The organism is Pantoea sp. At-9b (assembly GCF_000175935.2).
In the GTDB taxonomy this organism is placed as follows: Bacteria; Pseudomonadota; Gammaproteobacteria; order Enterobacterales; family Enterobacteriaceae; genus Pantoea.
Genome location: NC_014837.1, coordinates 2613784 through 2637976 on the forward strand (window position 1 = coordinate 2613784; position 24193 = coordinate 2637976).

25 protein-coding genes and 1 tRNA gene are annotated in these 24193 nt (G+C 52.2%); 11 read left to right on the plus strand and 15 right to left on the minus strand.

The genetic code is table 11. The features are described from left to right. Positions 1 to 334 precede the first annotated feature (334 nt). Both rcsA and PAT9B_RS12130 read left to right on the plus strand, forming a co-directional pair. Positions 335 to 970 carry a transcriptional regulator RcsA gene (rcsA, locus tag PAT9B_RS12125; RefSeq protein ID WP_013509559.1) on the plus strand — a complete coding sequence of 212 codons (636 nt, stop codon included), beginning with the start codon at positions 335 to 337 and terminating at the stop codon, positions 968 to 970. Positions 971 to 1120: 150 nt separating this feature from the next. Beyond that, positions 1121 to 2815: a methyl-accepting chemotaxis protein gene (locus PAT9B_RS12130; RefSeq protein ID WP_013509560.1), complete on the plus strand. Its 1695-nt coding sequence runs from the start codon at positions 1121 to 1123 to the stop codon at positions 2813 to 2815. 96 nt (positions 2816 to 2911) lie between these two features. Here the strand turns inward: PAT9B_RS12130 and dsrB are convergent, their stop codons facing one another. Then, on the minus strand, positions 2912 to 3109 hold the full coding sequence (gene dsrB / locus PAT9B_RS12135) for a protein DsrB (RefSeq protein WP_013509561.1): 198 nt from the start codon (positions 3107 to 3109) through the stop codon (positions 2912 to 2914). A 336-nt stretch (positions 3110 to 3445) separates the two neighbouring features. Between dsrB and PAT9B_RS12140 the strand changes: the two genes are divergently transcribed. The 3 genes from PAT9B_RS12140 to PAT9B_RS12150 all read left to right on the plus strand — a co-directional run bounded on the left by PAT9B_RS12140 (position 3446) and on the right by PAT9B_RS12150 (position 6059). Further along, positions 3446 to 3646: a DUF2525 domain-containing protein gene (locus PAT9B_RS12140; RefSeq protein WP_013509562.1), complete on the plus strand. Its 201-nt coding sequence runs from the start codon at positions 3446 to 3448 to the stop codon at positions 3644 to 3646. A 362-nt stretch (positions 3647 to 4008) separates the two neighbouring features. Then, the gene (locus tag PAT9B_RS12145; protein WP_013509563.1) at positions 4009 to 4806 is read left to right on the plus strand and encodes a mannosyl-3-phosphoglycerate phosphatase-related protein; all 798 of its coding nucleotides are present in this window, start codon (positions 4009 to 4011) and stop codon (positions 4804 to 4806) included. A gap of 32 nt (positions 4807 to 4838) precedes the next feature. Then, on the plus strand, positions 4839 to 6059 hold the full coding sequence (locus PAT9B_RS12150) for a glycosyl transferase (protein ID WP_013509564.1): 1221 nt from the start codon (positions 4839 to 4841) through the stop codon (positions 6057 to 6059). Here PAT9B_RS12150 and dgcQ read toward each other — a convergent pair. The 6 genes from dgcQ to PAT9B_RS12175 form a co-directional block, all read right to left on the minus strand. Next, on the minus strand, positions 6056 to 7708 hold the full coding sequence (gene dgcQ, locus PAT9B_RS12155; protein WP_013509565.1) for a cellulose biosynthesis regulator diguanylate cyclase DgcQ: 1653 nt from the start codon (positions 7706 to 7708) through the stop codon (positions 6056 to 6058). The two genes, PAT9B_RS12150 and dgcQ, sit on opposite strands and share 4 nt — an antisense overlap. A gap of 134 nt (positions 7709 to 7842) precedes the next feature. Continuing rightward, on the minus strand, positions 7843 to 8022 hold the full coding sequence (locus PAT9B_RS12160; RefSeq protein WP_013509566.1) for a YodC family protein: 180 nt from the start codon (positions 8020 to 8022) through the stop codon (positions 7843 to 7845). 181 nt (positions 8023 to 8203) lie between these two features. Further along, complete coding sequence (locus PAT9B_RS31355; RefSeq protein ID WP_021182849.1) at positions 8204 to 8338, minus strand: hypothetical protein; 135 nt, start codon at positions 8336 to 8338, stop codon at positions 8204 to 8206. A gap of 45 nt (positions 8339 to 8383) precedes the next feature. After that, positions 8384 to 9286: a DUF808 domain-containing protein gene (locus tag PAT9B_RS12165; RefSeq protein ID WP_013509568.1), complete on the minus strand. Its 903-nt coding sequence runs from the start codon at positions 9284 to 9286 to the stop codon at positions 8384 to 8386. 13 nt (positions 9287 to 9299) lie between these two features. Then, the gene (locus PAT9B_RS12170) at positions 9300 to 9572 is read right to left on the minus strand and encodes a hypothetical protein (protein WP_013509569.1); all 273 of its coding nucleotides are present in this window, start codon (positions 9570 to 9572) and stop codon (positions 9300 to 9302) included. A gap of 69 nt (positions 9573 to 9641) precedes the next feature. Further along, positions 9642 to 10118, minus strand: coding sequence for a very short patch repair endonuclease (locus PAT9B_RS12175; protein WP_013509570.1), 477 nt, complete (start codon positions 10116 to 10118; stop codon positions 9642 to 9644). Between the two features lie 143 nt (positions 10119 to 10261). Between PAT9B_RS12175 and dcm the strand changes: the two genes are divergently transcribed. Then, a complete protein-coding gene (dcm, locus tag PAT9B_RS12180; RefSeq protein ID WP_013509571.1) occupies positions 10262 to 11665 on the plus strand; it encodes a DNA (cytosine-5-)-methyltransferase in 1404 nt (467 codons plus the stop codon). 120 nt (positions 11666 to 11785) lie between these two features. Next, positions 11786 to 13387: a methyl-accepting chemotaxis protein gene (locus PAT9B_RS12185; RefSeq protein ID WP_013509572.1), complete on the plus strand. Its 1602-nt coding sequence runs from the start codon at positions 11786 to 11788 to the stop codon at positions 13385 to 13387. A gap of 32 nt (positions 13388 to 13419) precedes the next feature. On the opposite strand, the gene PAT9B_RS12190 is transcribed toward PAT9B_RS12185, so the two are convergent. Both PAT9B_RS12190 and PAT9B_RS12195 read right to left on the minus strand, forming a co-directional pair. Further along, positions 13420 to 13671 (minus strand): hypothetical protein, encoded by a 252-nt coding sequence (locus PAT9B_RS12190; RefSeq protein WP_013509573.1) that lies wholly within the window; start codon positions 13669 to 13671, stop codon positions 13420 to 13422. 76 nt (positions 13672 to 13747) lie between these two features. Beyond that, positions 13748 to 14446: a phosphohydrolase gene (locus tag PAT9B_RS12195; RefSeq protein ID WP_013509574.1), complete on the minus strand. Its 699-nt coding sequence runs from the start codon at positions 14444 to 14446 to the stop codon at positions 13748 to 13750. A 595-nt stretch (positions 14447 to 15041) separates the two neighbouring features. Between PAT9B_RS12195 and PAT9B_RS12200 the strand changes: the two genes are divergently transcribed. The 3 genes from PAT9B_RS12200 to PAT9B_RS12210 all read left to right on the plus strand — a co-directional run bounded on the left by PAT9B_RS12200 (position 15042) and on the right by PAT9B_RS12210 (position 16844). Then, positions 15042 to 15722, plus strand: coding sequence for a hypothetical protein (locus PAT9B_RS12200; protein WP_013509575.1), 681 nt, complete (start codon positions 15042 to 15044; stop codon positions 15720 to 15722). A gap of 165 nt (positions 15723 to 15887) precedes the next feature. Next, complete coding sequence (mtfA, locus tag PAT9B_RS12205; RefSeq protein WP_013509576.1) at positions 15888 to 16664, plus strand: DgsA anti-repressor MtfA; 777 nt, start codon at positions 15888 to 15890, stop codon at positions 16662 to 16664. 104 nt (positions 16665 to 16768) lie between these two features. Then, positions 16769 to 16844: transfer RNA gene (locus PAT9B_RS12210), tRNA-Asn, on the plus strand. A gap of 206 nt (positions 16845 to 17050) precedes the next feature. Here the strand turns inward: PAT9B_RS12210 and PAT9B_RS12215 are convergent. Beyond that, entirely contained in the window at positions 17051 to 17404 is a 354-nt protein-coding gene (locus tag PAT9B_RS12215) for a DUF1016 N-terminal domain-containing protein (protein WP_223300448.1), read from the minus strand. Between the two features lie 313 nt (positions 17405 to 17717). Between PAT9B_RS12215 and PAT9B_RS12220 the strand changes: the two genes are divergently transcribed. Next, on the plus strand, positions 17718 to 19007 hold the full coding sequence (locus tag PAT9B_RS12220) for a carbohydrate porin (RefSeq protein WP_013509577.1): 1290 nt from the start codon (positions 17718 to 17720) through the stop codon (positions 19005 to 19007). 89 nt (positions 19008 to 19096) lie between these two features. Here the strand turns inward: PAT9B_RS12220 and PAT9B_RS12225 are convergent, their stop codons facing one another. The 5 genes from PAT9B_RS12225 to PAT9B_RS12245 all read right to left on the minus strand — a co-directional run bounded on the left by PAT9B_RS12225 (position 19097) and on the right by PAT9B_RS12245 (position 24192). Then, positions 19097 to 19984 carry a beta-1,6-N-acetylglucosaminyltransferase gene (locus PAT9B_RS12225; RefSeq protein ID WP_041525810.1) on the minus strand — a complete coding sequence of 296 codons (888 nt, stop codon included), beginning with the start codon at positions 19982 to 19984 and terminating at the stop codon, positions 19097 to 19099. Positions 19985 to 20181: 197 nt separating this feature from the next. Further along, positions 20182 to 21066, minus strand: a complete 885-nt coding sequence (gene aroD / locus PAT9B_RS12230) for a type I 3-dehydroquinate dehydratase (protein WP_013509579.1) — start codon at positions 21064 to 21066, stop codon at positions 20182 to 20184. 139 nt (positions 21067 to 21205) lie between these two features. Next, complete coding sequence (locus PAT9B_RS12235) at positions 21206 to 22747, minus strand: nitrous oxide reductase family maturation protein NosD (protein ID WP_013509580.1); 1542 nt, start codon at positions 22745 to 22747, stop codon at positions 21206 to 21208. A gap of 108 nt (positions 22748 to 22855) precedes the next feature. Next, the gene (locus PAT9B_RS12240) at positions 22856 to 23575 is read right to left on the minus strand and encodes a DUF554 domain-containing protein (protein WP_013509581.1); all 720 of its coding nucleotides are present in this window, start codon (positions 23573 to 23575) and stop codon (positions 22856 to 22858) included. Beyond that, positions 23572 to 24192, minus strand: coding sequence for a UbiX family flavin prenyltransferase (locus tag PAT9B_RS12245; RefSeq protein ID WP_013509582.1), 621 nt, complete (start codon positions 24190 to 24192; stop codon positions 23572 to 23574). The genes PAT9B_RS12240 and PAT9B_RS12245 overlap by 4 nt, the downstream gene beginning before the upstream one ends. Position 24193 lies beyond the last annotated feature (1 nt).

The following is a 24193-nucleotide window of genomic DNA, read 5'->3' on the forward strand; positions in this document are numbered from 1 at the left end:
ATACGTCACACTTTCGTATTTCAAATGTTTTTAAGATTTGTCCTATCAGATTTGTCTGTGACATGCGCGATAGTGACATGGCTCGCAAAAATGAGCGATTTAAGTACTTAAAGCAAATTCCCGGCGATTCCCACTATCGCGGGGACAAGAGTGACGTTGAAGTAACACAACAAACTTCGCAGAACGGATCAGGGAAGAGTCATGATGGCGCACGGGTTTACTCCGCCAGACTGCTGAGCAGAATAAAAAAGTGTCTTTGGAAATCTCTCTCGTACCGCAAACGCGTAATTCATCGTTGATTTAAACGGATAACAAATTGGTGAGGGTCGCTAACATGCCAACGATTATTATGGATTCATGCAACTACACACGCCTGGGATTATCGGACTATATGTCCGCAAAAGGAGTTAAAAAGAAAAATATTACTTCCGTGTCTGACATCGAACAATTGCAACAACGATGCGAGCAGCTTAAACCCGGAGTCGTATTTATTAACGAAGAGTGTTTCATTCATGAATCCGATTCCAGCGATCGTATTCGCGGCATTATCATGCAGCACCCTGACACCTTATTTTTCATCTTCATGGCGATCTCGAACATCCATTTTGAGGAATATCTCTACGTTCGTAAGAACCTGATTATTACGTCAAAATCGATTAAAACATCGACCCTGGATTCCCTACTCGGCACCTATCTGCAAAAGAAACTCAATGCAGCGCCGCGAATTTCGGCTGGACTTGACATTCATCCTCTGACATTAAGCCAGACCGAATCGAATATGCTAAAAATGTGGATGTCAGGACATGACACCATTCAGATTTCAGACAAGATGCAAATTAAGGCGAAAACAGTTTCGTCACATAAAGGTAATATTAAACGCAAAATCAAGACCCACAATAAACAGGTTATTTACCATGTTGTGCGTCTGACCGATAATGTTACCTCTGGGATCTATGTCAACGTGCGATAATTTCCCTCGGCAAAAATAAGGGCTAATCAGCAGATTGGCCCTTTTTTGTTTTTATCCAATTTGAGATGTAGATCCCACTCTGCTGGCTAAGCCTTTCCCCTTCCTTGCCGATGTTAGCTTCAGAACACCAACCTATATGAGAGCAAGGATATGAAAACAGCATCGATTGATGAGCAAAATAAGCTCAGCATCTGGCAGAACCTGCGCCTGATGCCTCTTTTCAGCATGATCTTTGGTGGCATTTTGCTGCTTTTTGCCCTGTGCATTGGACTCGCCAGCTACTTTCTGATTCAAAGCAATAACTCACTGAAAGACGCCACGGATGAAATCCAGATTCGTATGGGGATCTCCAACAGCTCAAACCACCTGCGCACCGCGCGCCTGAATGTTATTCAGTCCGGTGCCGCTGCACGTATCGGTGAAATGGACAGTTACCGTGCCGACCTGGCGCGCACTGAACAACGCATTGAACAGGCCCGTGCCGGGTTCAAACTCTATATGGATCGCAAGACCAAAACCGCAGAAGACCTGGCGCTGGACGCGCCGCTGACGGAACGCTTCAACGCGTATATTGATAAGGGTCTGAAGCCGATGATTGATTCTGCCAAACAAGGCAGTTTTGAAGGGATTATCGCGCAAGAAACCGATGTCACCCGCAAACTGGATGATGCCTATAACGCGGTGTTACTCAAGGCGATCACTATCCGCACCAATCGCGCTGATGCCATCAATGCGGAAGCCGCACATCAGTCACGTATCGGCTTTATCGCCATGGCTGTCGCGTTTGCAGCGGCGCTGGTGTTGGTATTGCTGACCTTCCTGTTCCTGCGTCGCGTAGTGATTAATCCGTTGCGCCAGTCCGTTGCGCGCATTGAACGTATCGCCCAGGGCGATTTAACCGCACCGGAACAAGCGTGGGGCCGCAGTGAAATCGGTAGCTTGTTGCATAACCTGCAACTGATGCAGGCATCGCTGGTGCGCACCGTTGGGGTAGTACGTGAAGGTGCCGTGGCTATTTACCAGGGTTCGAGTGAGATTTCAGCCGGGAACACCGACCTCTCCTCTCGTACCGAACAGCAAGCGTCTGCGCTGGAGCAAACCGCAGCCAGTATGGAGCAGCTGACCGCCACCGTTAAGCAGAATGCCGAAAACGCTCATCATGCCAGCCAGCTGGCCGCCGATGCCTCCGGCAAAGCACGCAACGGCGGTGAGATAGTCGCAGGCGTGGTGAAAACCATGAACAATATTTCTGGCAGTTCGAAAAAGATTGCTGAAATCACCAATGTCATCAACAGCATCGCTTTCCAGACCAATATTCTGGCGCTGAACGCGGCGGTAGAAGCCGCCCGTGCCGGTGAACAGGGTCGTGGCTTCGCCGTCGTTGCCAGTGAGGTACGCAGTCTGGCACAGCGCAGTGCCCAGGCGGCGAAAGAGATCGAGTCGCTGATTGCGGAATCGGTCGATCTGATCAGCAATGGTTCGCATCAGGTGGGTGCCGCCGGTAACACCATGAGTGAAATTGTTGAGGCGGTGCGGCGCGTCACGGACATCATGTCCGAAATTGCTGCAGCTTCGGATGAGCAAAGCCGGGGGATTCAGCAGGTGAGTCTGGCCGTCACTGAGATGGATAATGTGACTCAGCAGAACGCTTCGCTGGTAGAAGAGGCTTCTTCAGCGGCAGCATCGCTGGAAGACCAGGCGGGTAGATTGACGCAAGCCGTGGCCGCGTTTCGTTTGAATGACAATCCGGGATTACGGGTGACACCACCGGCTATGCAGCCGGCCTTGCAGACGCTGACACCGCGTGTGGCCACCGTCAGCAATGATAATTGGGAAACGTTCTAGTCAGCATGCCCTCACCCCGGCCCTCTCCCGCTAGCGGGAGAGGGAGGCAGTGCACCTGTGCTCGTATCAGTCCCCTCTCCCGCTGGCGGGAGAGGGTTAGGGTGAGGGGACATAGGGTTCGACAAACACCCCTTCCGCATGATCGTTCTCATTAAAGAACCAGATGCCCAGCGGATAATCCTCCAGTGCGACCAGATACATAATACCTTCGTTAAATGGCTCCACCGCCAGAATGGTGCCTGAACGACGTGGACCGCCGTCTGTCTTTACCGTCACGCGGTCATTGACCTTCATTGAACACTCTCCAGAAATAGTCCTGAGACACAGTGTAACGGAAGAAATGGGCAACCGTGTGATCGCGATCAGCCTTGCGTGTTTGGCCGCCCTCGCCTAACGATACGTCCGCTAAGGGATTTTCGCTTTCTTAACGTTTAATGGCGAGACTTTTGACGCGGCCAACGCGTAGAATTTTTAGCACTGCACCAACCCCAAAGGCGCAGTCAACCTAAAAGTAACAAGGATTTTTGCCCGCGCAGCGCGGGCTTTTTTTTGCCTGTTATTCAGGTGACACCCCATTCCCCCGCAGGCGTCTATACTGTCTAAGTCCCCCTTCTCCGTTCAGGAGGCACAATGATGGTAACGGTAAACGACGATAGCGATAACCTGGATAACAACATCGACACTCTGCTCGGTGCCATTCAGGAAAAAACATCAGGCAAAATCAAAGAACATATGCAACACGCGGATGGTTCGCATGATGCACCTGTCGATCTGACACGCGCCTTTGAAATGGATATTCACGATTGTTCCTGCATCGAGGTGCACCATTGAAATTCGGCAAAAAAATACCCGGCGGGATCGCCGGGTAAAGATAAAGCGCTAAATTCGTTACACCAGGAAAATCTCTAACACAGCAGCCAGATTACGCCTCAGTCTGAATAAGACAAGTGCCAGCACTTTCCAGAGGTGCAACTCATCATGCATTGACCGCCGTGCTTGTTACCGAAAACACCGCGTGTATGCTGTCTTTTTTCTGCGCATCTTTCACCCATGTACAATCCTGCTGTGAGCGTGTTTTAGGAGTTTTCCTGGGTTCATTTCCCTTCATCGTGCGAAAAAGTGTGATCGCGATTACGCTATTATATTGATAATTCCTCGCTTTACGGATGCCCCAGGGCGTAAGGAGTGTGATGATGGTCAGCCTTGACCAACCGTTATTGATAGTCACCGACCTCGATGGTTCGCTGCTGGACCATCATGATTATCGCTGGGATGCCGCCAGCGCATGGCTGGCGCGGCTGAAACAACATCAGATCCCGCTGGTGATCTGTTCCAGCAAGACCGCCGCCGAAATTATCCCGCTACAGAAAAAACTTGGCATCGCGGGTGCGCCTTTCATTGCCGAAAATGGCGCGCGCGTAGTGCTCGAAGCTGAACCCATGCGCAGGGAAGGACCCGGACAAGCTTATTTGACCCTGTGCCAACAGTTGCAGAACTTACAGCCAGATTTTCGCTTCACCGGCTTTCATGATTTCAGCGACGTCGAGGTAGCAAAGTTCACTGGCCTGACCCTGACAGAGGCCAGCCAGAGTCGGCAGCGCGATGCTTCTGAGGTGATATTGTGGCGCGATGATGCCACGCGGCTGGATGAATTCCGTGCCGCCCTGCATCAACAGGGGCTGGCGTTAACTCAGGGGGGACGTTTCTGGCATGTGATGCCCGAGGGATGCGGGAAAGGCCAAGCACTGCAAATGCTGCAACAACATCTCGCCCAACGCGACGGTATAACGCGCACTACCATCGGCTTAGGCGATGGCCCCAATGATGTGCCAATGTTGGAGCTGGTCGATTATGCCGTGGTCATTAAAGGCTTCAGTAAAACGCCGGTCATCCTGACACGTGATGATGATAACAACGTCTACCACACCGCGCACGTTGGCCCCGAAGGCTGGCGCGAAGGTTTGGATTATTTTCTTGCCCAACCCGATTAACGGGCCGCACAGCTAATCAGAAGGATGAGGTGATGAGTGATTTTTACCAGAATGGCGTGATTACCAACTTTCATAATCTCACCCACCGAAGCGTTGAATCGCTGGAAAAAGAGATGGTGCGTTTTGCACGCAAACGCAAAATGGGGCTGATTTTACCGTCGCTGTTTTCCGAACTGGAAGGCCCGGCGCTGGATAACATTGTCAACGAACTGGCAAAAGTGCCCTATCTTGATGAGATTGTCATTGGCCTCGACCGCGCAGACCGTGACCAGTTCTTGTTTGCGCGCGAGTTCTTTGCCCGCCTGCCGCAGCGCCATCGTATTTTGTGGAATGACGGGCCACGGCTGAAAGCGCTGGATGCGGAACTGGATAAAGAAGGGCTCTCTCCCAGCCAGCCAGGTAAAGGCCGTAACGTCTGGTTCTGCACCGGCTATACGCTGGCTTCCGACCGTACCAGCTGCGTCGCGCTGCATGATTGCGATATCGTCACCTATGAACGTAGCATGCTGGCACGGTTACTCTACCCGCTGGCGAATCCGGCTTTTCAGTATGAATTCTGCAAAGGGTTTTATGCCCGTGTGGCAGGCGGCAAACTGAATGGTCGTGTTGGGCGGTTGCTGGTGGGACCGCTGTTGCGTTCACTGCAAAAAGTCTACGGCCACTCGGAGTATCTCGACTATCTCGCCAGCTTCCGCTACCCGTTGTCCGGGGAGTTTGCCATGCGAACCCACGTGCTGAACAATATTAAAATTCCCGGCGACTGGGGGCTGGAAATTGGCGTGCTATCGGAGATTTATCGCAACTACACCACGCGGCAAAGCTGCCAGGTGGAGATTGCCGATAACTATGACCATAAGCATCAGCCGCTGGCGGAAGAGGATGGCACCGGCGGTCTCAAACGTATGAGTAACGACATCGTGCAATCGTTGCTGCGTAAGCTGGCGACCATGGGGGTGCCGCTCACCAGTGATTCCTTCCGGGTGCTGAAAGCCACCTATTATCGCAACGCGCTGGATATGATGGAGATCTACAACCACGAAGCCACCATGAATGGCTTGAAGTTCGATCAACACATCGAAGAGGCGGCGGTGGAGATGTTCACCCAGGCGATCCTCGACGCCGGTCAGGCGTTTATTGAGCGCCCGAACGATAAACCCTTTATCCCGAGCTGGAGCCGGGTACAATCCGCCTTTCCGGATATCCTGCAACGGATTTACCAGGCGGTAGAAGAAGATAACGACGGCAAGGTTTAATCCGCGCTGCACACGCGATTACGCCCGTTGGTTTTCGCCAGATAGAGTCGACTATCGGCTTTGGCCTGCAAGCTCTCTGCGTCGTAATCGCCCTGCTCTTCACTGCTGGTAACCCCGGCAGATAAGGTGATGTTAAAGGTGGTGCTGGCATTCACCAGAATGGTTTTTGCCGCCAGCCGCGCACGGATGCGCTCGGCAACTGCACTGGCTTCCGCCAGTGTCGTTTCCGGCAGCACGATACAGAACTCCTCCCCACCAATACGCCCCGCCACATCGTATTTACGCAGCGTATGGCTGATAACACTTGCCACGCGGATCAGGGCCTGATCGCCCGCATGGTGCCCCCAGGTGTCATTGACCTTCTTAAAATGATCGACATCCAGCTGAATAACCGACAACGGCCGCTGCAACTGCTGACAATGGGCTGCCTGCGCCACAAACTGTTCGAAGAAAGCGCTGCGATTGAGCAAACGCGTCAAACCATCATAATTGGCCCGCCAGGTCAGTCGCTCGGAGAGTTCATCCTGGCGCCGCACCAGGCGGAAGATCACCTGATGTGCCACCGCCAACATCAGGATAAACAGCAACCACATGCTGAGCAGGAACAGGGTGACCCGACCCAGCTCCTGCTTCATGCCCTGCTTCAGGGTTTGCACATTGATAATATAGCCGTCGACATTGGTCAGCTTGCTCCAACTGGCAAACTGCGTCCCCAGTCGGAGGATGCCGCTACGCTCATGCTGCATACGGTTTAGCAGTTCCTGCCGGTGTTCTGCGTTCAGCGGGATTTCATCCGGTGCATGCAGGCGGGTGACTTCATTCATCTTACGATCGAGGAACACCAGGTTGCCCTGCAACAGCGTATGCCGCGTCTCCGCCAGTAAATTACGAATGCGCGCCTGCGGGAAATCCATCGACAGCACGCCATACCAATAACCATTACTGATAATCGGTGCGCTGAGGGTCAGCATCAGCCCCTCATCAAACAACCCCTGATAGCCACTGGTCCAGCGCAGTTGCGGGCTGATATTTTGTTGTGGGTCGAGGGCGCGAAAATAAGCACGCTGCACCATGGTGGCATAGCTCTGCTCCAGCTCTTGCGGGCTTTGTGGCGGCCGCGAACTGATGTAAAAACCGGCACGCGAGATGTACCAGAAGCGGGAATGAAAATCATGGTCGGGATCGCTGAATTGCATAATAAAACTGAACTCCAGCGCGGCACGAATCTCCTGGTCAATCAGCGCTGAATCGCGCTTTAACAGCGGGTCTCGCGCCAACCAGGCATCCCCGACACCGTTCAGCGGCATACTGCGCGGGCTATTCAGCTGCAACTGCCACAATGGCCGCTGGCGCAGCGTCTGGAAGCGTTGCACCGCTTCACGTGCGTTATCCGAATCCAGCGGATGCATCAGCGCATAGCTGAGCATTTTCTGGTAGTAGACCAGCTCATCCACGCTCTCCTGAAACTGGCTGTCGAGGTTCTTCTGAATCTCTGCCAGCTGCGCACGCTGACGATCCTCATAGCTGGTTTTTAGCTCCAGCGCTTCATGCACCGTCAGGAAAGCTGAGAAAAGGAAAACCGCAAGAAAACACAGATGAACAGGTAAAAAGGGATTGCCCGACTGCCGGGGAAGTGGCGATTGTGCCATCAGCAACCATGCTCCGGAAAAAGGCGAATGAAAACAGTGTAGTCAGCCGGGGAAAAATCGTACAGGCGGGGATCAAAGGAAAATCAGATAGTTTGGTGAATGACACGGGACGGTAAAAACCGTCCCGGAGGCAGTTAGCTGGCCAGCTGAGGCGCGGCAGATAAGTGACAGAGTTCGTCACTATGGAACGCCTCACGGCGCACGCTGTAGCCATCATACCAACGACACTCTACCATTCCGCTGGCATAGCCGGTCACCACCATAGTGGGTCCGCCCTGTTTGTGCTGAACTTCGTCACTGATCGCAAAGGTCATACGCGCCCTCCCTTCTCACCGTTGAATGAACCTCATCAGGTATAGCAGGTGCGGGGGGTTTTTGCCTATAAGAGATTGTGATTACTACTGCAATTTAGGAATAAGCAGTTAAATATGCGGAAAATAAAAAAAGCGGATAAAAATTATTATCCGCTTTGAAATGCTTTCCCGGGTGGGAAAATCAGATTTTACAACCTTCGCAGTCAGCTTCGTCGCTCAGATCGGTCGGGACTTCACGTGCTTTCTCCGCCGCTTTTGCTTCCGCCTGTTCCAGCTGTGCATCGATATCAAATTCAAACATATCGTCGTTCATCATCGTTCTCCTGACCCGTGATTAGAAATTTCCAGCGCTTTATAGTCTTTATCCACGTACTTTGGCAATCAGATTCACGACCAACAGCACGATCGACCCAATCAAAAAGCCCAGCACCAGGTTGGCACCGTTGCTTAACAGCGCTGAGACCAGCGGATTAAAGCCGCCGCTGTACTCCGCAATCGCATGATGTAACGGGGTAATGCCGTGAATCACAATGCCACCGCCCACCAGGAACATCGCCACGGTGCCCACCACCGACAGGATTTTCATCAGTACCGGTGCCGCCGCCAATAACCCCCCCCCCACGGCTTGCGCCAGGGTGGAGGATTTCTCCCGCAGCCAGTAGCCGAGATCATCAATTTTCACGATGCCGGCAACGATGCCATAGACGCCGACCGTCACCAGAATGGCGATCCCCGCCAGCACAATCACCTGATTCAACAACGGTGCTGCCGAGACAATGCCCAGCGTAATCGCCACGATTTCAGCTGACAGGATAAAATCGGTGCGCACCGCACCTTTCACTTTATCCTTCTCAAATTTCTGCGGATCCTGTTGCGCCAGTTGCTCAAGGCGTTGCTGACGCGCTTCCGGGCTTTGCTCGGCTTTGTCATGGTTCAGGCTGTGCAGCACCTTCTCCACCCCTTCAAAGCAGAGATAGGCACCGCCAAGCATCAGCAGCGGCGTAATCAGCCACGGGGCAAACGCTGAGATCAACAGTGCCAGCGGCACGAGGATCAATTTATTAATAAAGGAGCCTTTCGCCACGGCCCACACCACCGGCAGTTCGCGATTGGCTTTCACGCCAGTGACCTGCTGCGCATTCAATGACAGATCGTCACCCAATACCCCGGCGGTTTTTTTTGCCGCCACTTTGCCCATCACGGAGATGTCATCAAGCAAAGTGGCAATATCATCCAGAAGCGTCAGTAAGCTGGTTCCTGCCAAAATGTTTTCCTTATTACGGTTCGTGATCCTGACAACAGGGGCAACGCTCAATCGCCGTCACTGACATATCGGCGATGCCCTCACAATCCCACTCGACGCGCAACGGCTGCCCCGCCACATCCCCGGTATGCAAATATTTGCTCACCGGACTTTCTGTCATCCCCGTAATCTCTTCGGTGGCGATCAACGTATCGCCCAGATAGATACGGGCGGTAGCACGGGTGTTGACCATCCGTTCGTCACGAAGTTGGTACAGGCGTTTGACCGTCAGTTTTATGCTGCTCATGGCTATGTTCCGCGTCCCAGAGAAAGGAGAGATCTAAACCGTTATAGCGAGTAAAAGCAACAATATGCCTTATACGCCGCGATAATGATGCAAACCTGCATGATCGATTTCACCGCTGTGGCTGGCCGCCAGCAACCACTCCTCCAGGCGTTCAATCAGTGCCTCATCTTCCAGGCGCAGCTTGCCGCGCAACGCACATTCCCAGACGATCAGCACCTTCCAGCCGCTCTCCTGCAACTGCTGAATGTAGCGTCGGTCGCGTTCGACATTACTGTTAATTTTACCGGCCCAGAATTCGGTACGGGTGGCGGGCATGTTGAACAGATAGCAGTGATGGCGATGCCAGAAGCAGCCGTGGACAAAAATGATCGCCTGCTGGTCAGGAACCACAAAATCAGGCCGTCCGGCTAACGCTTTATCCTGCACCCGATAGCCAAAGCCACGGTCTTTTAATATCAAGGCGATACGTTGTTCAATCGCAGTGTCCTGAGTACGAATCGCACGCATATTCTTGCTGCGTACATCGCGGGAGTGGACGTCGGCCATAACCTTTCCTTTTTCTTGTGGCTCCTTCAACTTTAGCGGTTTGGGGCAAAAGCGAAAGCCGCATTCACCACCGATACGCCGGGCCAATTTCTTCATGGCGAGATGAGTGGTAGCATAGCCGCTTCACTGTTAAGGAAAAACGCATGCACGCCGAAGAGACCGCCGCGACTGCCTCACCCTCCCCACTGACTGTTTCCGCCACCGATGATGCCACCATGTTGTTGCAGCAAGTGCTGACGATTTATGCCGCACGCGATTTGGTCAACACGCTGAGCACCGCCGGAGGTCGCGACTGGAGTGTGCCGCGTCTCAACCGCATTCGTCAGGGAAAGAGTGCAGCACCCGCATTAAGCAGCGCGGAAGTCGCCAGTTTGCAAGCATTATTGCCCTCTCGCCCGGCGCACTACGACGCTCCACGTTTCCAGTTTGTCGATCTGTTTGCCGGGATTGGTGGCATTCGCCGTGGCTTTGAGCAGATTGGTGGTCAGTGCGTATTCACCAGTGAATGGAATAAAGAAGCGGTGCGGACCTACAAGGCCAACCACTATTGCGATCCGCAGCAGCATCGCTTCAACAGCGATATTCGGCAGGTAACGCAACCGGCCGGTCTGCATGATGAGCAGGCCATTTATCAACATATTGATCGCACCATCCCCGACCATCAGGTGTTGCTGGCGGGATTTCCGTGCCAGCCCTTCTCCCTGGCTGGCGTGAGTAAAAAGAATGCCATGGGCCGGGCGCACGGTTTCGAGTGCGAGGCACAAGGTACTCTGTTTTTCGATGTGGCGCGCATTCTGGCCGCGAAAAAGCCGCCGTTCTTTGTGCTGGAGAACGTGAAAAACCTGAAAAGCCATGATAAAGGACGAACCTTTGCCATCATTATGGCGACGCTGGATGAGCTGGGTTATGACGTAGCCGATGCAGATAACGGCGCGCTGGCCGATGCGAAAATCATCGATGCACGCCATTTTCTGCCGCAACACCGTGAACGTATTGTACTGGTGGGCATCCGCCGCGATACCCGCCTGAGTGAGGGGTTTACCCTGCGCGCCCTGGCGCAGCTCTATCCGAAAAAAGTGCCCACTCTCAAGAGCTTGCTGGAACCGCAACCCGATGCCAAATACACGTTGTCGCCCGTGCTGTGGAACTACCTCTACCAATACGCCAAAAAACACAAAGCTAAAGGTAACGGCTTTGGCTTTGGTCTCAACGACCCACGCAATCCCTCGGTGTGTGTGCGAACGCTGTCGGCACGCTACTACAAAGACGGTTCGGAAATTCTTATCGACCGCGGTTGGGACAGCGCATTAGGTGAACAGGACTTCCAGCAGCCGGACAATATGGCGCGTCGCCCACGCCGTTTAACCCCACGTGAATGCGCGCGCCTGATGGGGTTTGAAGCACCGGGTGAAACGCAGTTCCGCATTCCGGTCTCCGATACGCAAGCCTATAAACAGTTTGGCAATTCCGTGGTGGTGCCGGTATTTGCTGCTGTCGCGCAACTGTTGTTGCCATTGATCGAACAATACGTCCGTAACAACAAGTGATTCAGGTCCGGGATTTCCTTTAGGGACGACATTTCTGCTGTTTTACCTCGATGTCGTTCCGCTGTCACCAAACTGTCACACGCCCTGCCAATACTGCTTTTTATTTTTTGGGGGCGTTAGATGTCACTCCTTTCGGTAATCTCTCTGCCAGCGCGGCTTTGCGCACGGCTTCCACTGCGTATTCCTTTATGGCTCACCAGCCTGCGCAGCCAGTTTCTGCTGTTTATTGCGCTGTTTTGCGTATTGCAATCGGCGGGCGTGTGGTTACTCAACAGCCACGTTAACCAGACCCAAATGTCGCTGCAACAGGCCAACCAACTACGGGAAAGATTGGCCCTGCTGGATAAAGCGCGGATTGAACTGTTGACCGCCAGTGATAACAGCCATGGCGCGGGTATCTACCTGATGCAGGATCAACAAAGCGGGTCGGTGGACAGTTGGAAAAGCCTTGCTACGGCTGCGCAGGATTCACTCAACCAGGCGCAACAACTGTTCGCACAATATCATGCCGCCGCTGACAGTCCACTGGCCCAGGGATTTACCCTGCTGGCTGGCGGGTTACAGGAACAGTTAAAAGGCCTCGCCGCCAATGATATCAATGCATTTTTTATGGTGCCCATGCAGGCTTTTCAGCAGCAATTTAACGATGCATGGTTTCACGAAATTGAACAGGCTAATCATCAGCTCAGCGATGTGAATCAAAGCACGCTTAACACGCTGAAGCAGAGTCGCAACATGTCACTGGGGGTCAGTGGGCTGCTGATTGCCCTGCTGATTCTGGCCGCCAGCCTGTTAATGCGTGGCGTGCTGCGCCCACTGCGTCAGGCCAACGCCCAACTGGAGCAGATCGCCACCGGCGATCTCGTCATTCATCACGCCCCACCACGCCGTCAGTCGCTGGAAACCCACCTGTTGTTCCAGTCGATAGACACCATGCGCCGGGGTTTGCAACAAATCGTCAGCGATATCAATACGGTAGCCATCAGCGTCGCGGCAGGTGCTGAGAATATGCAGCAGCACAATGAACAGGTCATGCAGCAACATCAGGCACAGAACGCCAGTTTTCACCACTTGTCACAGCGCCTGCACCGCGTGTCGGAGGAGGTGGAAAACGGCGCGCGTTTTTCCCAACAAGCCACACAAGAGGCACAATCCGCCGACACCCTGATGCGTAACTGCGCCAGGGAAGTTGATAATATGGAACATCAGATGCAGCAGATTGTTAGCGCCTCGGGCGATATCGCCGGGATTGTCGACATGCTGGATAATCTGTCGCTGCAAACCCGTCTTCTGGCACTGAATGCGGCCATTGAGTCAGCGCATGCCGGGGTGTATGGCCGCAGCTTCTCCGTGGTGGCGAAAGAGATTGGTTTACTGTCGCAACAGAGCGGCCAATCAACGCGACAGATAGATGGTTTGATTCAGCACACACGCCAGCACGTCAGCGATGGCTTCACGAAGGTGAAAACGCTGGAGACGCTGTTCGCGCAGATCAGCGCAGCGGTATCCGGTGTGGTGCAACAACTGGATGATTTGCAGACCAATACCGCAGCACAGAGCCACCGCGTCAGCACCATTGCCCAGGAAGTGGTGGCCATGAGCGAGCAGTTACAGCAAAACGAAACGCAGAATGCCCAGCAGGTGTTGGCTGCCGGGCAGTTACGTGAGCTATCCGACCGACTGGCGCAGCGGGCGCAACAGTTTCGGTTAGAGGTTGCCTGATAAAAAAAACCCGTCAGCTGACGGGTTTTTACTTATTTCTTCTTCTTGCCCTGCTTCTTCAGCAGCGCACGAATCTGTTTCAGTTCGGCAGCACTCAGTTGTTCGGTTACCACTTCTTCAGTGTCCTGATTGTCGATCGCATCCTGCGCAGGAGCCTGAAAGCTCGCTTGCAGGCGATTCACAATTTCCTGACTCATGGAAATCTGGTTATCCAGAGCCAGTTGTTTGATGTGTTCTTTCAGCGCAGGATCAATCTTAATGGTTAAATTAACGGTCTCGGTCATCGTGTAACTCCTTATTGATTTTCATCAACGTAGCGGAAGATGCCGAAATTTAACAGGTTGTCATAAAAATTTAATATTAGACGTGTATAGGGCTGAAGTCCCTCAACACCGATTCATCAATGGAAGTCAGGTTACCCTGCAGCTCGGCACACAACTTGGCCATGTAGCGCACCAGGAAGTCGGCGTTGTGTTCTGCCAGCTGACGCCCGGCCTCGGTTTGCATCGTTTCGGGCAGACGTAATAACTTCTTCTGGAAGTGATCCAACGTCCAGTGCACATCATTCAGCTCGCGATCTTTACCCAGGGGATCGTCGCTGTCGAACAATGGACGCCCCAGTGCACCCGCAGTGTAAAACACTCGCGCCAGGCCGATGGCCCCCAACGACTCCAGCCGGTCGGCATCCTGCACAATTTTGGCTTCAAGGGTTTGTGGCGCAATCGCAGCGCTAAAGCTGTGTGCCTGGACCGCGTGTGCCACCGCATCGACTAATTCCGCCGGGAAGTCCGGGAAATCCTGTTGCAGAATACGCCGCGTCTCTTCAGCAGCGTAAGTTGAAGCCAGATGGCGTTCCGGGTGATTTTTCGGTAAGTTGACGACATCATGGAAGTAGCACGCGGTCAGCACCACCAGCGCATCGGCATCACTGTCCTGCATAATGCGTGACGCGCTCATCCAGACCCGGCGCAGGTGGGCGATATCATGGGCTTTATCATCGTGCAGCCAGTTCTGCTGCAACCAGTTCTCGAAACGGTTTTGCCAGCCAGTTAGCGACATCGTGCTTCTCCTGTTATTGCTGTTATATAGCACTGCCGTCAATGACGAGCGTGCGACTCCTGCAAACATCATAGCGGCCCGGTGATGACACTTTCTTTACACCCCTCCTGCATAATCACATCCGAAAAAATGCGATCCTGATCCTGTTATAGCGCTGTTAACAGCACTTTCCCAGCGCCACGCGCGTTTTCGGTATTTCCTCATCCTCGTTTTAGTTAAACGACTCTGTTTAGCAGTGATAATGTTTTAAAGGCACGCAGAAATAGTGTGTTACTGGTTTATTCTGGTTTAACTCGCTAGCTCCAAACGCTTCGGTCAACCGATCACCCACGACATATTCTGAAAGAGTTCCCATTGTGTCCGTTATAACGTACTGTATCTGAGAAAAATGCGATTTTGTTTTCCCATTGAACCCAAACAAGCACGTTTTTTGCTTATGAGCCATTTTTAAAACTGAATACGCACCAAACGCCTGACTATAAGGCGACAAATTATTAAGCAAATTGATTTAAACCCATTATGCTAATTCTGCACATCCGTGGACGCGGATGGTTCAGCAAATTCTCCGGGTTGGCGACACCACAAGAGGTAAATCATGAAAGAACGGCCGATTCTTTTTTCCGAACAGCGGGTCCGCGCCCTGCTGGTTGGCCAGCAGACACAGACCCGGCGCATTATGAAGACTCAGGCATTTGGCCCGGGTCAGGATCATCACGAAGGTGTACACGCCTTTGACGTCAGTGCTAACCATCTGCACGGCTATAAACTGATGTCGATGTCAGATATCAGTTACCACTGCCCCTATGGTAAACCCGGCGATCGTATCTGGGTGCGCGAGACCTGGCGTGGCCCGATTGTGCCAGAAGAGCAACTGGCCGAGTACGAACGTGACCCGCTTCCTTTCCGCGATCCGGTGTATTGCCAGTACCGCGCGGATAGCAATGAGCTGGGGCAGCAGGATGAAAATTTGCAGGATGCCGAACAATTTGGCTGGCAAACGGCCATCCATATGCCACGCTGGGCCAGCCGTATTGATCTGGAGATCACCTCTGTCCGTGCCGAGAAGATCCAGGATATCAGTGAAGATGACATCATGGCCGAAGGTGTGCAGACCGACTCGCACTTCCTGAACAACTTCTTCACCATGAATATGAACTCGGAATCGCCGAAAGAGGCCTACCGCAAGGCATGGCAGAAACAGTATGGCGCCACCAGTTGGGAAGTGAATCCGTGGGTCTGGGTGATTGAGTTCCAGCGTGTGGAGCGCGAAGGATAATACCTTTCCCCGGCAAAGGTGAGCGGTTTACCTCTCACCTTTGCAACCTCAGTCACAGACAACATGCTCACTAACAGGTTGAATAGACGGCTTTGATTCTGCGCTGGTAATTTTCTCTGTGCCGCGCGAGGATACCGTCTTCCGCCCTGAAGAGTGAGTGATGCGATGTTCAAATGGCCGTGGCATGCGCAGGTAGAAACTTCAGTCGCAGCGCTGCCGTGGCAACAGGCGCTGGCGCAGCCTATCTTCTCTTTGCTCGAAGAAAACGAGCAAGCTGCCCTGATCGTGCTGGCACAGCGTTTTCTGCAACAGAAAAAAATCACCCCACTGCAAGGCTTACAACTCGACGAGCTGCGTACTGCCCGCCTGGCGCTGCTGTTTTGCCTGCCGGTGTTGAAACTCGGCCTTGAGTGGCTCGACGGCTTCCATGAAATTCTCATCTACCCGGAACCTTTCAACGTAGATGACCACTGGCAGGATGACAACGGACTGGTTCATCAGGCTGCTGCGGTCCATGCGGGCCAGAGCTGGACCCAGGGTCCGGTGGTGTTAAATGCGCTGGATATTCAGGACTCGTTTGATCTCTCCGGCTATAACCTGGTGATCCATGAAGTGGCACACAAGCTGGATGCGCGCGGTAGTGGCTACACCAGCGGCGTCCCGGCCATTGCCCTGCGCGATGTCGCCAGTTGGGAGAAGGATTTACTCCAGACAATGGAGGAGATTGCTGCGGAAGTGGAGCTGGTTGGCGAACAGGCAGCCACCATCGATCCCTACGCTGCCAGCGATCCTGCCGAATGCTTTGCCGTCCTCTCTGAATATTTCTTCAGTGCACCGGATTTACTGGCGGAACGGTTTCCTGCCATGTACCGCCATCTGCATCTGTTCTATCGTCAGGACCCACTGGCGCGTTTAGCCGCTACGCGGCCCGAAACTGCTTAAAGCGTGATCGCTTTGTATTAATGCTAGCCAGTTGAATACAAATGTATTTTTAGCTGTTGACAGCTCCGGCACTGCCCATTAATATGCGCGCCATCAACACCGATTCCTCTGTAGTTCAGTCGGTAGAACGGCGGACTGTTAATCCGTATGTCACTGGTTCGAGTCCAGTCAGAGGAGCCATATTTGAAGAGCCCGCTCAGTGGAAACTGAGCGGGCTTTTTGCTGAGCATAATTCCCACTCAGGCTTGCCCGGCCAGTAGTCTATAAATGACTTTATTACTTCACTCTATTTGCTTAGGCAGAATCCTCAGCATCTCCCGCCAATTCACGTTCCAGTTGTTCAATACTCGGCAAGTTGGTTTGGAACTCTTCAGGCAGTGATTCAACTAATGGTGATACCAAGGTAATTGTGCAAGCACCGCTTGCACAAATTCCAGCTCCGGCCAAGCTTCGGCAAAAGCGCGCATGTATTTGAGGTTGCGCGGTGAAAAACCTTTCATATCGGGAAAGGCCGTGCGTAAATCATTTGCCAGCCGTTCGATGACTTTAGCCCCCCATCCTTGTTCAGCTTGCCGCGCCAGGATATCACGACCGATGTGCCAATACAGACCGACCAATTCCCGATTAACCGCTAATGTGGCGCGCTGTTGAGCACTATTGATGCGGTCTTTCAGATCGGCCAGCCAGGCTGCGTAACCATTGGGTTCTGGCATTAGTGAAGCCGGGAATTCCTTTGTCATGCTGGTCTATTCCTCGATTTTTGCTGCCGCTAGAATTCTATTCCGCTCCCTCAGCCAAGCGTCACAAAACACCGTTTCAGAAAACGCAACACTTCAGGAAAGAGGGGGCGGTGGTACATAAAATTACGTTGAATTGTATCAACCTGACCCAGCGCTGACGAGGACAAGCAGGCACTGGCGACCTGTAAACTTAAAGTTACCGCGAGAAAAATCCAGAAACACTTGGTTTGTCATGAAACGTCAATAAGGCAACGATCAAAAACGTACCAGGAGGTACAATAAGCGTGCTTATTAACTTTCTACCACGTACATCATGAAAACCATTTGTTTTAAAATCAGGCCATTGCCTGTCGCCCTCCTTTGCGCGCTGGCCATCCCCGCGGCACAAGCTACCGACTTTTTCCACCAGGATACCCTGACCGGCGACTGGGGCGGCGCGCGCAGCGACCTCGCCCAGCACGGTGTCAACTTAACCGGTGACTATGTCTCGGAAACCGCCGGGGTATTAAGCGGTGGTCAGTCTTACGGGACGCGTTACGCCCAACAGATCCGTCTCGGGGCGACCTTTGATTTAAACCGCATGTTCAATGCGGAAAACGCCGGTACCGTTCAACTCTCAATCAACGACCGTCGTGGTCGCAGCACCTCAGCCGATTTAGTCGGTAACCGTCTGCCGATTCAGGAAGTGTATGGCGGTGAATATACTCGCCTGAGCGAACTCAGCTACGCTAACTATTTGTTTACCCCTCAGTTGCAATACAAGCTGGGTTGGTTGGCAATGGGTAATGATTTTGGCGGTCTGTCGATTCTGACCAACTTTATGAACGCCGGCTTCTGTGCTCATCCCCTGTCGATGTCAGGTGGCAGCGGCTGGGGTAACTACCCGAACGCCCACCTTGGTGGCGAGTTGAAATACACCTTCAATGACAGCTGGGCACTGCAAACTGCGGTATTTAACGTTAACCCGCAGCAGAACAGCGAATCGTCCCGTGCATTTAAACCTTTTGCACCGGGCACCACCGGCTATATCGTGCCAGTTGAGTTGATCTACAACTTACAGGGCGCGTTGCCCGGTCAATACAAACTGGGTTACTACTACGACAGCTCTAACGTCGCCCGTATCGACCAACCCGATCAGCGTGCTGATAAGCGTTGGGGTGCCTACCTGCTGGCTGACCAAACCATCTGGCAATCGGCTTCGCTGCGCAGTCAGAACCTGCATATGTTTGGTCAGGCCACCACGACCGATGCTGCCACCTCGCCGTTCCGCCACTGGTACTCGGCTGGTTTCGTGTTAAATGGACCGTTTGAAGCGCGCCCACATGATGCGATTGCGATTGGCTATGGTCGTGCGGTGTACAATCAGCACAGCCGTGACAACGCCGTCGACAGCCTGCGCGCCAAAGGCGAATTGGCCGATGCCGAAATGGTAAATGGCCTGGATATTGGTGAACAGCTGGTTGAAATGACCTATAACTTGCAGGCAACGCCGTGGCTGTCGGTGCGCCCGAGCGTACAGTACATCAAGGAACCGGGGGCTTTCTCGAACAAAGAGATTAAAGATACCTGGGTAGCGGGTGTGCAGGTTAAAGTGAAGTTTTAAGGCATAAAGCCTTCCGCCGGTCTGGTGGAAGGCCTTGTTGATGATAAAGCGACTTAGCGCCTGCCGTCAGTTTCAGAGTAGTATGTTGATCAGTGTCGGCTAAGTAATTCTTCGAAGAGAGAGGATGTGGTTTCATGGCTAAACTTCCGTGCGAAAAGGCACCCTGATTTCTTTATCTTCTCTATATCGCTAATATCCAATGTTCTTGGGTAATCAGGACCGGTACTCCAGTCAGTATATCTTAAGGCATCGCTAATCTTTGCTTTATCAATATGGACATCATTAATACCAATATATTTAATTAAGGTATGAAAAAAAACCTCATCTGGAATTAGTGATTTCTTATACATTGCATAATACCATTGATTTCTTCTCAAGAAATCAACAATAACAGACACAGCCTTATAATTAAGACCAAACCACTGACTTCCCTTGTAAAAATGCCCCCCTAAGGATATGAATTCAGAATAGGCATCATTGATATAAAAAGACTTGGTTAATTTAAAAACCTGACGAAACAAAAAGTCAACGTAAGTTATTTTCTTTTTAAAGAAACAAGATGGATACTTATACCTAACTCTATCATCCGGGTTAACATAATCATTCCTTTCATCCTGAAAATGAATCAGATTAGCGTACCCCATATCTTGCAAAACATCATCAATTGCTGCTTCATCCATACATGCCAAATCATCACCAGATAATAAAAACAAGTAATCAAAGTCATTAAGCAGCGCCTCGTCAAGGAGGGATATTGTTGCGGAAACCATACCCACCCCTCCCCAGGTAATATCATATCTCTTTCTTAAAAAAGAGACATTATTACCTTGCCTAATATCATTGAACTCATTAATGTCAGACTTGGCGTCTATATGAATTATAATTCTATTATTTTTGTTCTTTGAGAAATAATCGACCATCATTGAAAGTGGCTTTGTGTTTTTGTGACAAAGAAAACAAAGCGTTTTTTTCATCATTTTCACTCCTCTACCATGTGGACCGACAACATAAACAAATCCCAAGGCCTTAGCTCTTCATTACGCTTAATTCGTCTTTTATAACCAGATAAAATACCTCTTAGAGATTGTAAATCCGATGTATACGTGTTTTTTGCATAACGTTAAAATGATAGATGACACCTTGTATAATCCTTACGCAAGGTGTCTTGTTATGATTAATGGCCGTTCAGCGCCACGTCAACTGTTTTCAGTACCTGATGCAACTGCGCCGCATCCACCTGGCCCGGTGCCGACGCCGTACCGATCATGCCGAAGGTCAGATCATCGCCAAATACTTCACCGGAAAGTCGTGAAATCGCGCCCAGACCACCCATTGACATGGTCAGCAGCGGTTTGCGCGAGTAGTTATTGCGGATCTGCGCGGTCGCATCCATCAGTTTCACCACATCACCCGAATCATGTGGCATGGTGGCGATTTTCAGAATATCCGCACCCATACTGTCCTGCTTGCGCAGACGCGCAACAATCTCGCTGGTGGCCGGGGTTTTCTGGAAATCATGACTGGACATCACCACTTTAATGCCAGCGGCATGAGCAGCAGTGACCACCTGATGAATCACCGCCGGATCGCGGAACATCTCTACATCGAGAATATCGATAAAGTGATCTTTAATCAGTGCCAGATAGAGCTGGCCATACGCCTTATCGCTGATGGCTTTCGCCCCACCTTCAGACTGGGTGCGGAAAGTCAGGATCAACGGTTTACCCTGTACTTCTGCGGCCACCTGCTTGCCTAACGCACCCACTTGCGCGGCATCGGTGGCAAAATTCAGGTAATCAATGCGGTATTCAATCAAATCGGCATCCGGGTTAGCACCGATGACTTTAGCCTGGGCCAGAACCTGGTCTGCCGTCGCGCCGGTGGTCGGGATAATCACTTTCGGCATACCTTCGCCAATGGTGGTTTGGCGAATGGTGATCGGTTGGGCGTGGCGTACATTGACGGCAGCAGCCGGTGCGCTGGTGGCGGCAGTGGCGTTGGTTACACTTGGCAAGGCCAACAGCAGAGAAAGGGCTAATACACTCTTATGCAAATTCATGGGTTGTTCCTGTTTCGCTAATGACACACCTGACTGGATAAGATCAGCCGTGGGGCTGTCTCTTTCCGGTCGGTTTATTTTTTTAGTTGCAGATGAATGCCGTCAGGTAATGCTGTGTCGCAGCTCACTCAGGAAAGGATTATTGCATCGGGGCTGGTTTACTTAACGGTGAAGTAGCACCGTCGGCGGTGGTGGCCGTCGATGTCACATTTGCCACCTGCAAATCCACGCTCACCGGGGTTTGATAATGGATGGTGCCCTTGCCTTGCGCATTAATAGCGACCATCTGATAGCCGAGGAAATGCTCCGCTTCGTCCATCGTTGCTTTGCTGTTCGAGAAGAACTCAATCCGGTAGGCGGTATTGGCTTCCCCTTGTACACTGCCGTCAATGGTCAGCGTATTCTGATGACGCACAACATGGGTAATAGCGGGCGCATGCTGATCTTTATTCGGTGTCGCTTCACAACCGGCTACGTTGCCATCAATGGCGCAGATTTTTTCCAGTTTGCTGGTGTCGTTGCTGATACCGCCGCCACGATTACCGATAAACGCCGCATGTTCGAGGCCTGGTACATTAAATACAATCGCCCCGGCATAACCCGGCAGACAACTGCCCCCGGCAAAGCAACGCTTAACGTCCTTGCCGTTGTCGATCATAATATTTTCGGTAATCCGGTTAATCGCTGGCCCGGTGATCCGGTTAATCCCAAAGCTGCCGTCTTTACCTGGCTCACCCTGCGGACGGACCGAAACCGCCACACGGTTGCCAGTCATAATATTTCCAGCGACCACGTTGCCTGTGCCGCTTAAGGTCACGGCGGAAGAGAGATTGGTGAAGGTATTATCGGCAATATAGTTGCGATTACCCCAGTTGAGTTGCACCCCGTCGGAATAATTCTCAAAGTGATTGTGAATCACTTCGTTGTCATTCCCCCATAGCATCTCCAGACCCTGCGATGGCTCCTGATTATGCACGCTGTCGGTGGTGATAAAGTTATCCGCAATCAGGTTGAACGAAGCACCACGGGTGGCTTCCATCGCATCACCATTATTAATAAAGGTATTGCGGATAATTTTATTACGTTCTGTGGTGGTCGCCGTTGAGTTACCTTTACCATCATCACCGGTCAACATAATACCGGCACCACCGTGATTGCCAACGATACGGTTATCTTCAATCACGTTGTTTTTGGCGCGATTCACCAGAATCCCGATACAGAAATTACGCACTTCGACCCCTTGCAGGGTGACATCATGCGTATCACGTAATACTAAACCCGGCATGGTGGTGGTACGCACATTGGCACCGTACTGGCCTGGTACCGCTCCCGGACAAGATTGTGGGTCCACGCCTTTAATATAACCCGAACCGTCGATGGCGACATATTTCCCCTGTTTGAGGAAATCGGTATTAATAATTTCCACCGGACCTTTAATTTCCGGCAGCGGCTTGTTGGGTTTGATAATCAGTGGCTGATTGTTAGTGGATTGTAATTCAATTCGATAGTGCCCGGGATTTTGATTATTTGTTTCCAGCGCCCAGCGCAGCGTACCCTGGCTGCCATCATCGGCGGAAGAAGTCACCCGTAATACTTCGATACCTTGTGTTGCGTTATCTACGGCATACGCGGCCAGTGGCAATAGCAAGGCCATTGCACAGGCAATTTTATTTTTAATCATGATGAATTCCGATCTGACTAACGTTGCCGGAAATGCATACCCACCCTTTCCGGCCCCTGGCTTTACGACTTTTCCATCCCCGGTTTAATTATTTTTTATCCTCCTGAATTAAAAGAAGCTGGTCCATAAAGAAGAAATCGGCATCGCCAGTACCAAAGCTGGCAGCATATTGGCGACCGGGAAGATTTTAATGCCGCAAATTCTGAAACCTGTCGCGAACATTAAAACACCCCCCACCGCCGAGAAGTCCGCCTGCATGGCGGGCGTGGTCAACGGCAGAATAAACACCGCGCCATAGGCGAGTAGCAACTGAATGATCAGCTGAGGAACAGCGACCACCGCGACCGCAAATCCGAGCGATGTGGCAAAAATCGCGGCAGTGAACAGATCCAGGAACGATTTTGCAATCAGTACGCTGGTGTCGCCGGTCATGCCTTCATGCATCGATCCGAAAATCCCGGTGCCACTGGCGCAGAACAACACGATGATCGCCACATAACTTTGCAGGAACTGCTCCTGCGACTCTTTATCCTGCGCGCCGGAACTGACGAACATCTCCACCAGACCTCGCGCTTTACTGCCCAGTTTGCCGATACCTTTTTCCAGGTAACAGAGTTCTCCCAGCAGTGCACCCAGGATCACCGACAGCACCATCACCGGCATATGACTGACCTTCACCACCAGCACAATCCCCATACACATCGAGGCTGCACCGAAGATCAGCGGCATGGAGGTTCTGATACGTTCCGGCAGACGCGAACTGAGCACCGCACCGACAATGCCGCCGATCAGCACCGCAGAGCCATTAATATAGGGTCCAATAATCACGATTTATTACTCCTGGTCATTAAAGTCACGTCTTCTCCCCAGCGCGGCAGATCGGCACAATCCAGATCCATCAGCCCCAGAGCACGTGCCACGCTGTGCGCGATAATCTCTTCAACACTTTGCGGCCTGGCGTAGAGCGCAGGCACCGGCGGAAACACAATCGCACCGGATTCCGTCGCCTGTTGCATATTACGGATATGCCCGAGATGGAGCGGGGTTTCCCGCACCATTAATACCAGGCGACGGCGTTCTTTCAACACCACATCTGCTGCACGCGTCAGCAGATTATCGGTCAGGCCATTGGCGATAGCCGCCAGGGTATGCATCGAACAGGGTGCCACCAGCATGCCAAGGGTGCGGAACGATCCGCTGGCAATGGCCGCACCCACCGCACGGATGGGATAAACCACATCGGCCATATCCGCGACATCTTCGGCGGAGAGGTTGGTTTCATGTTCGCGATTGAGATGACCGGCCGGGGAGATCACCAGATGGCTCTCCACCTCCAGCTGACGTAAATAACGTAATGCCTGTACGCCATACGAGAAACCGGACGCACCGCTAATGCCAACAATCACCCGTGGTTTACTGTTGGTTCGACTCACAGACCCTGACATG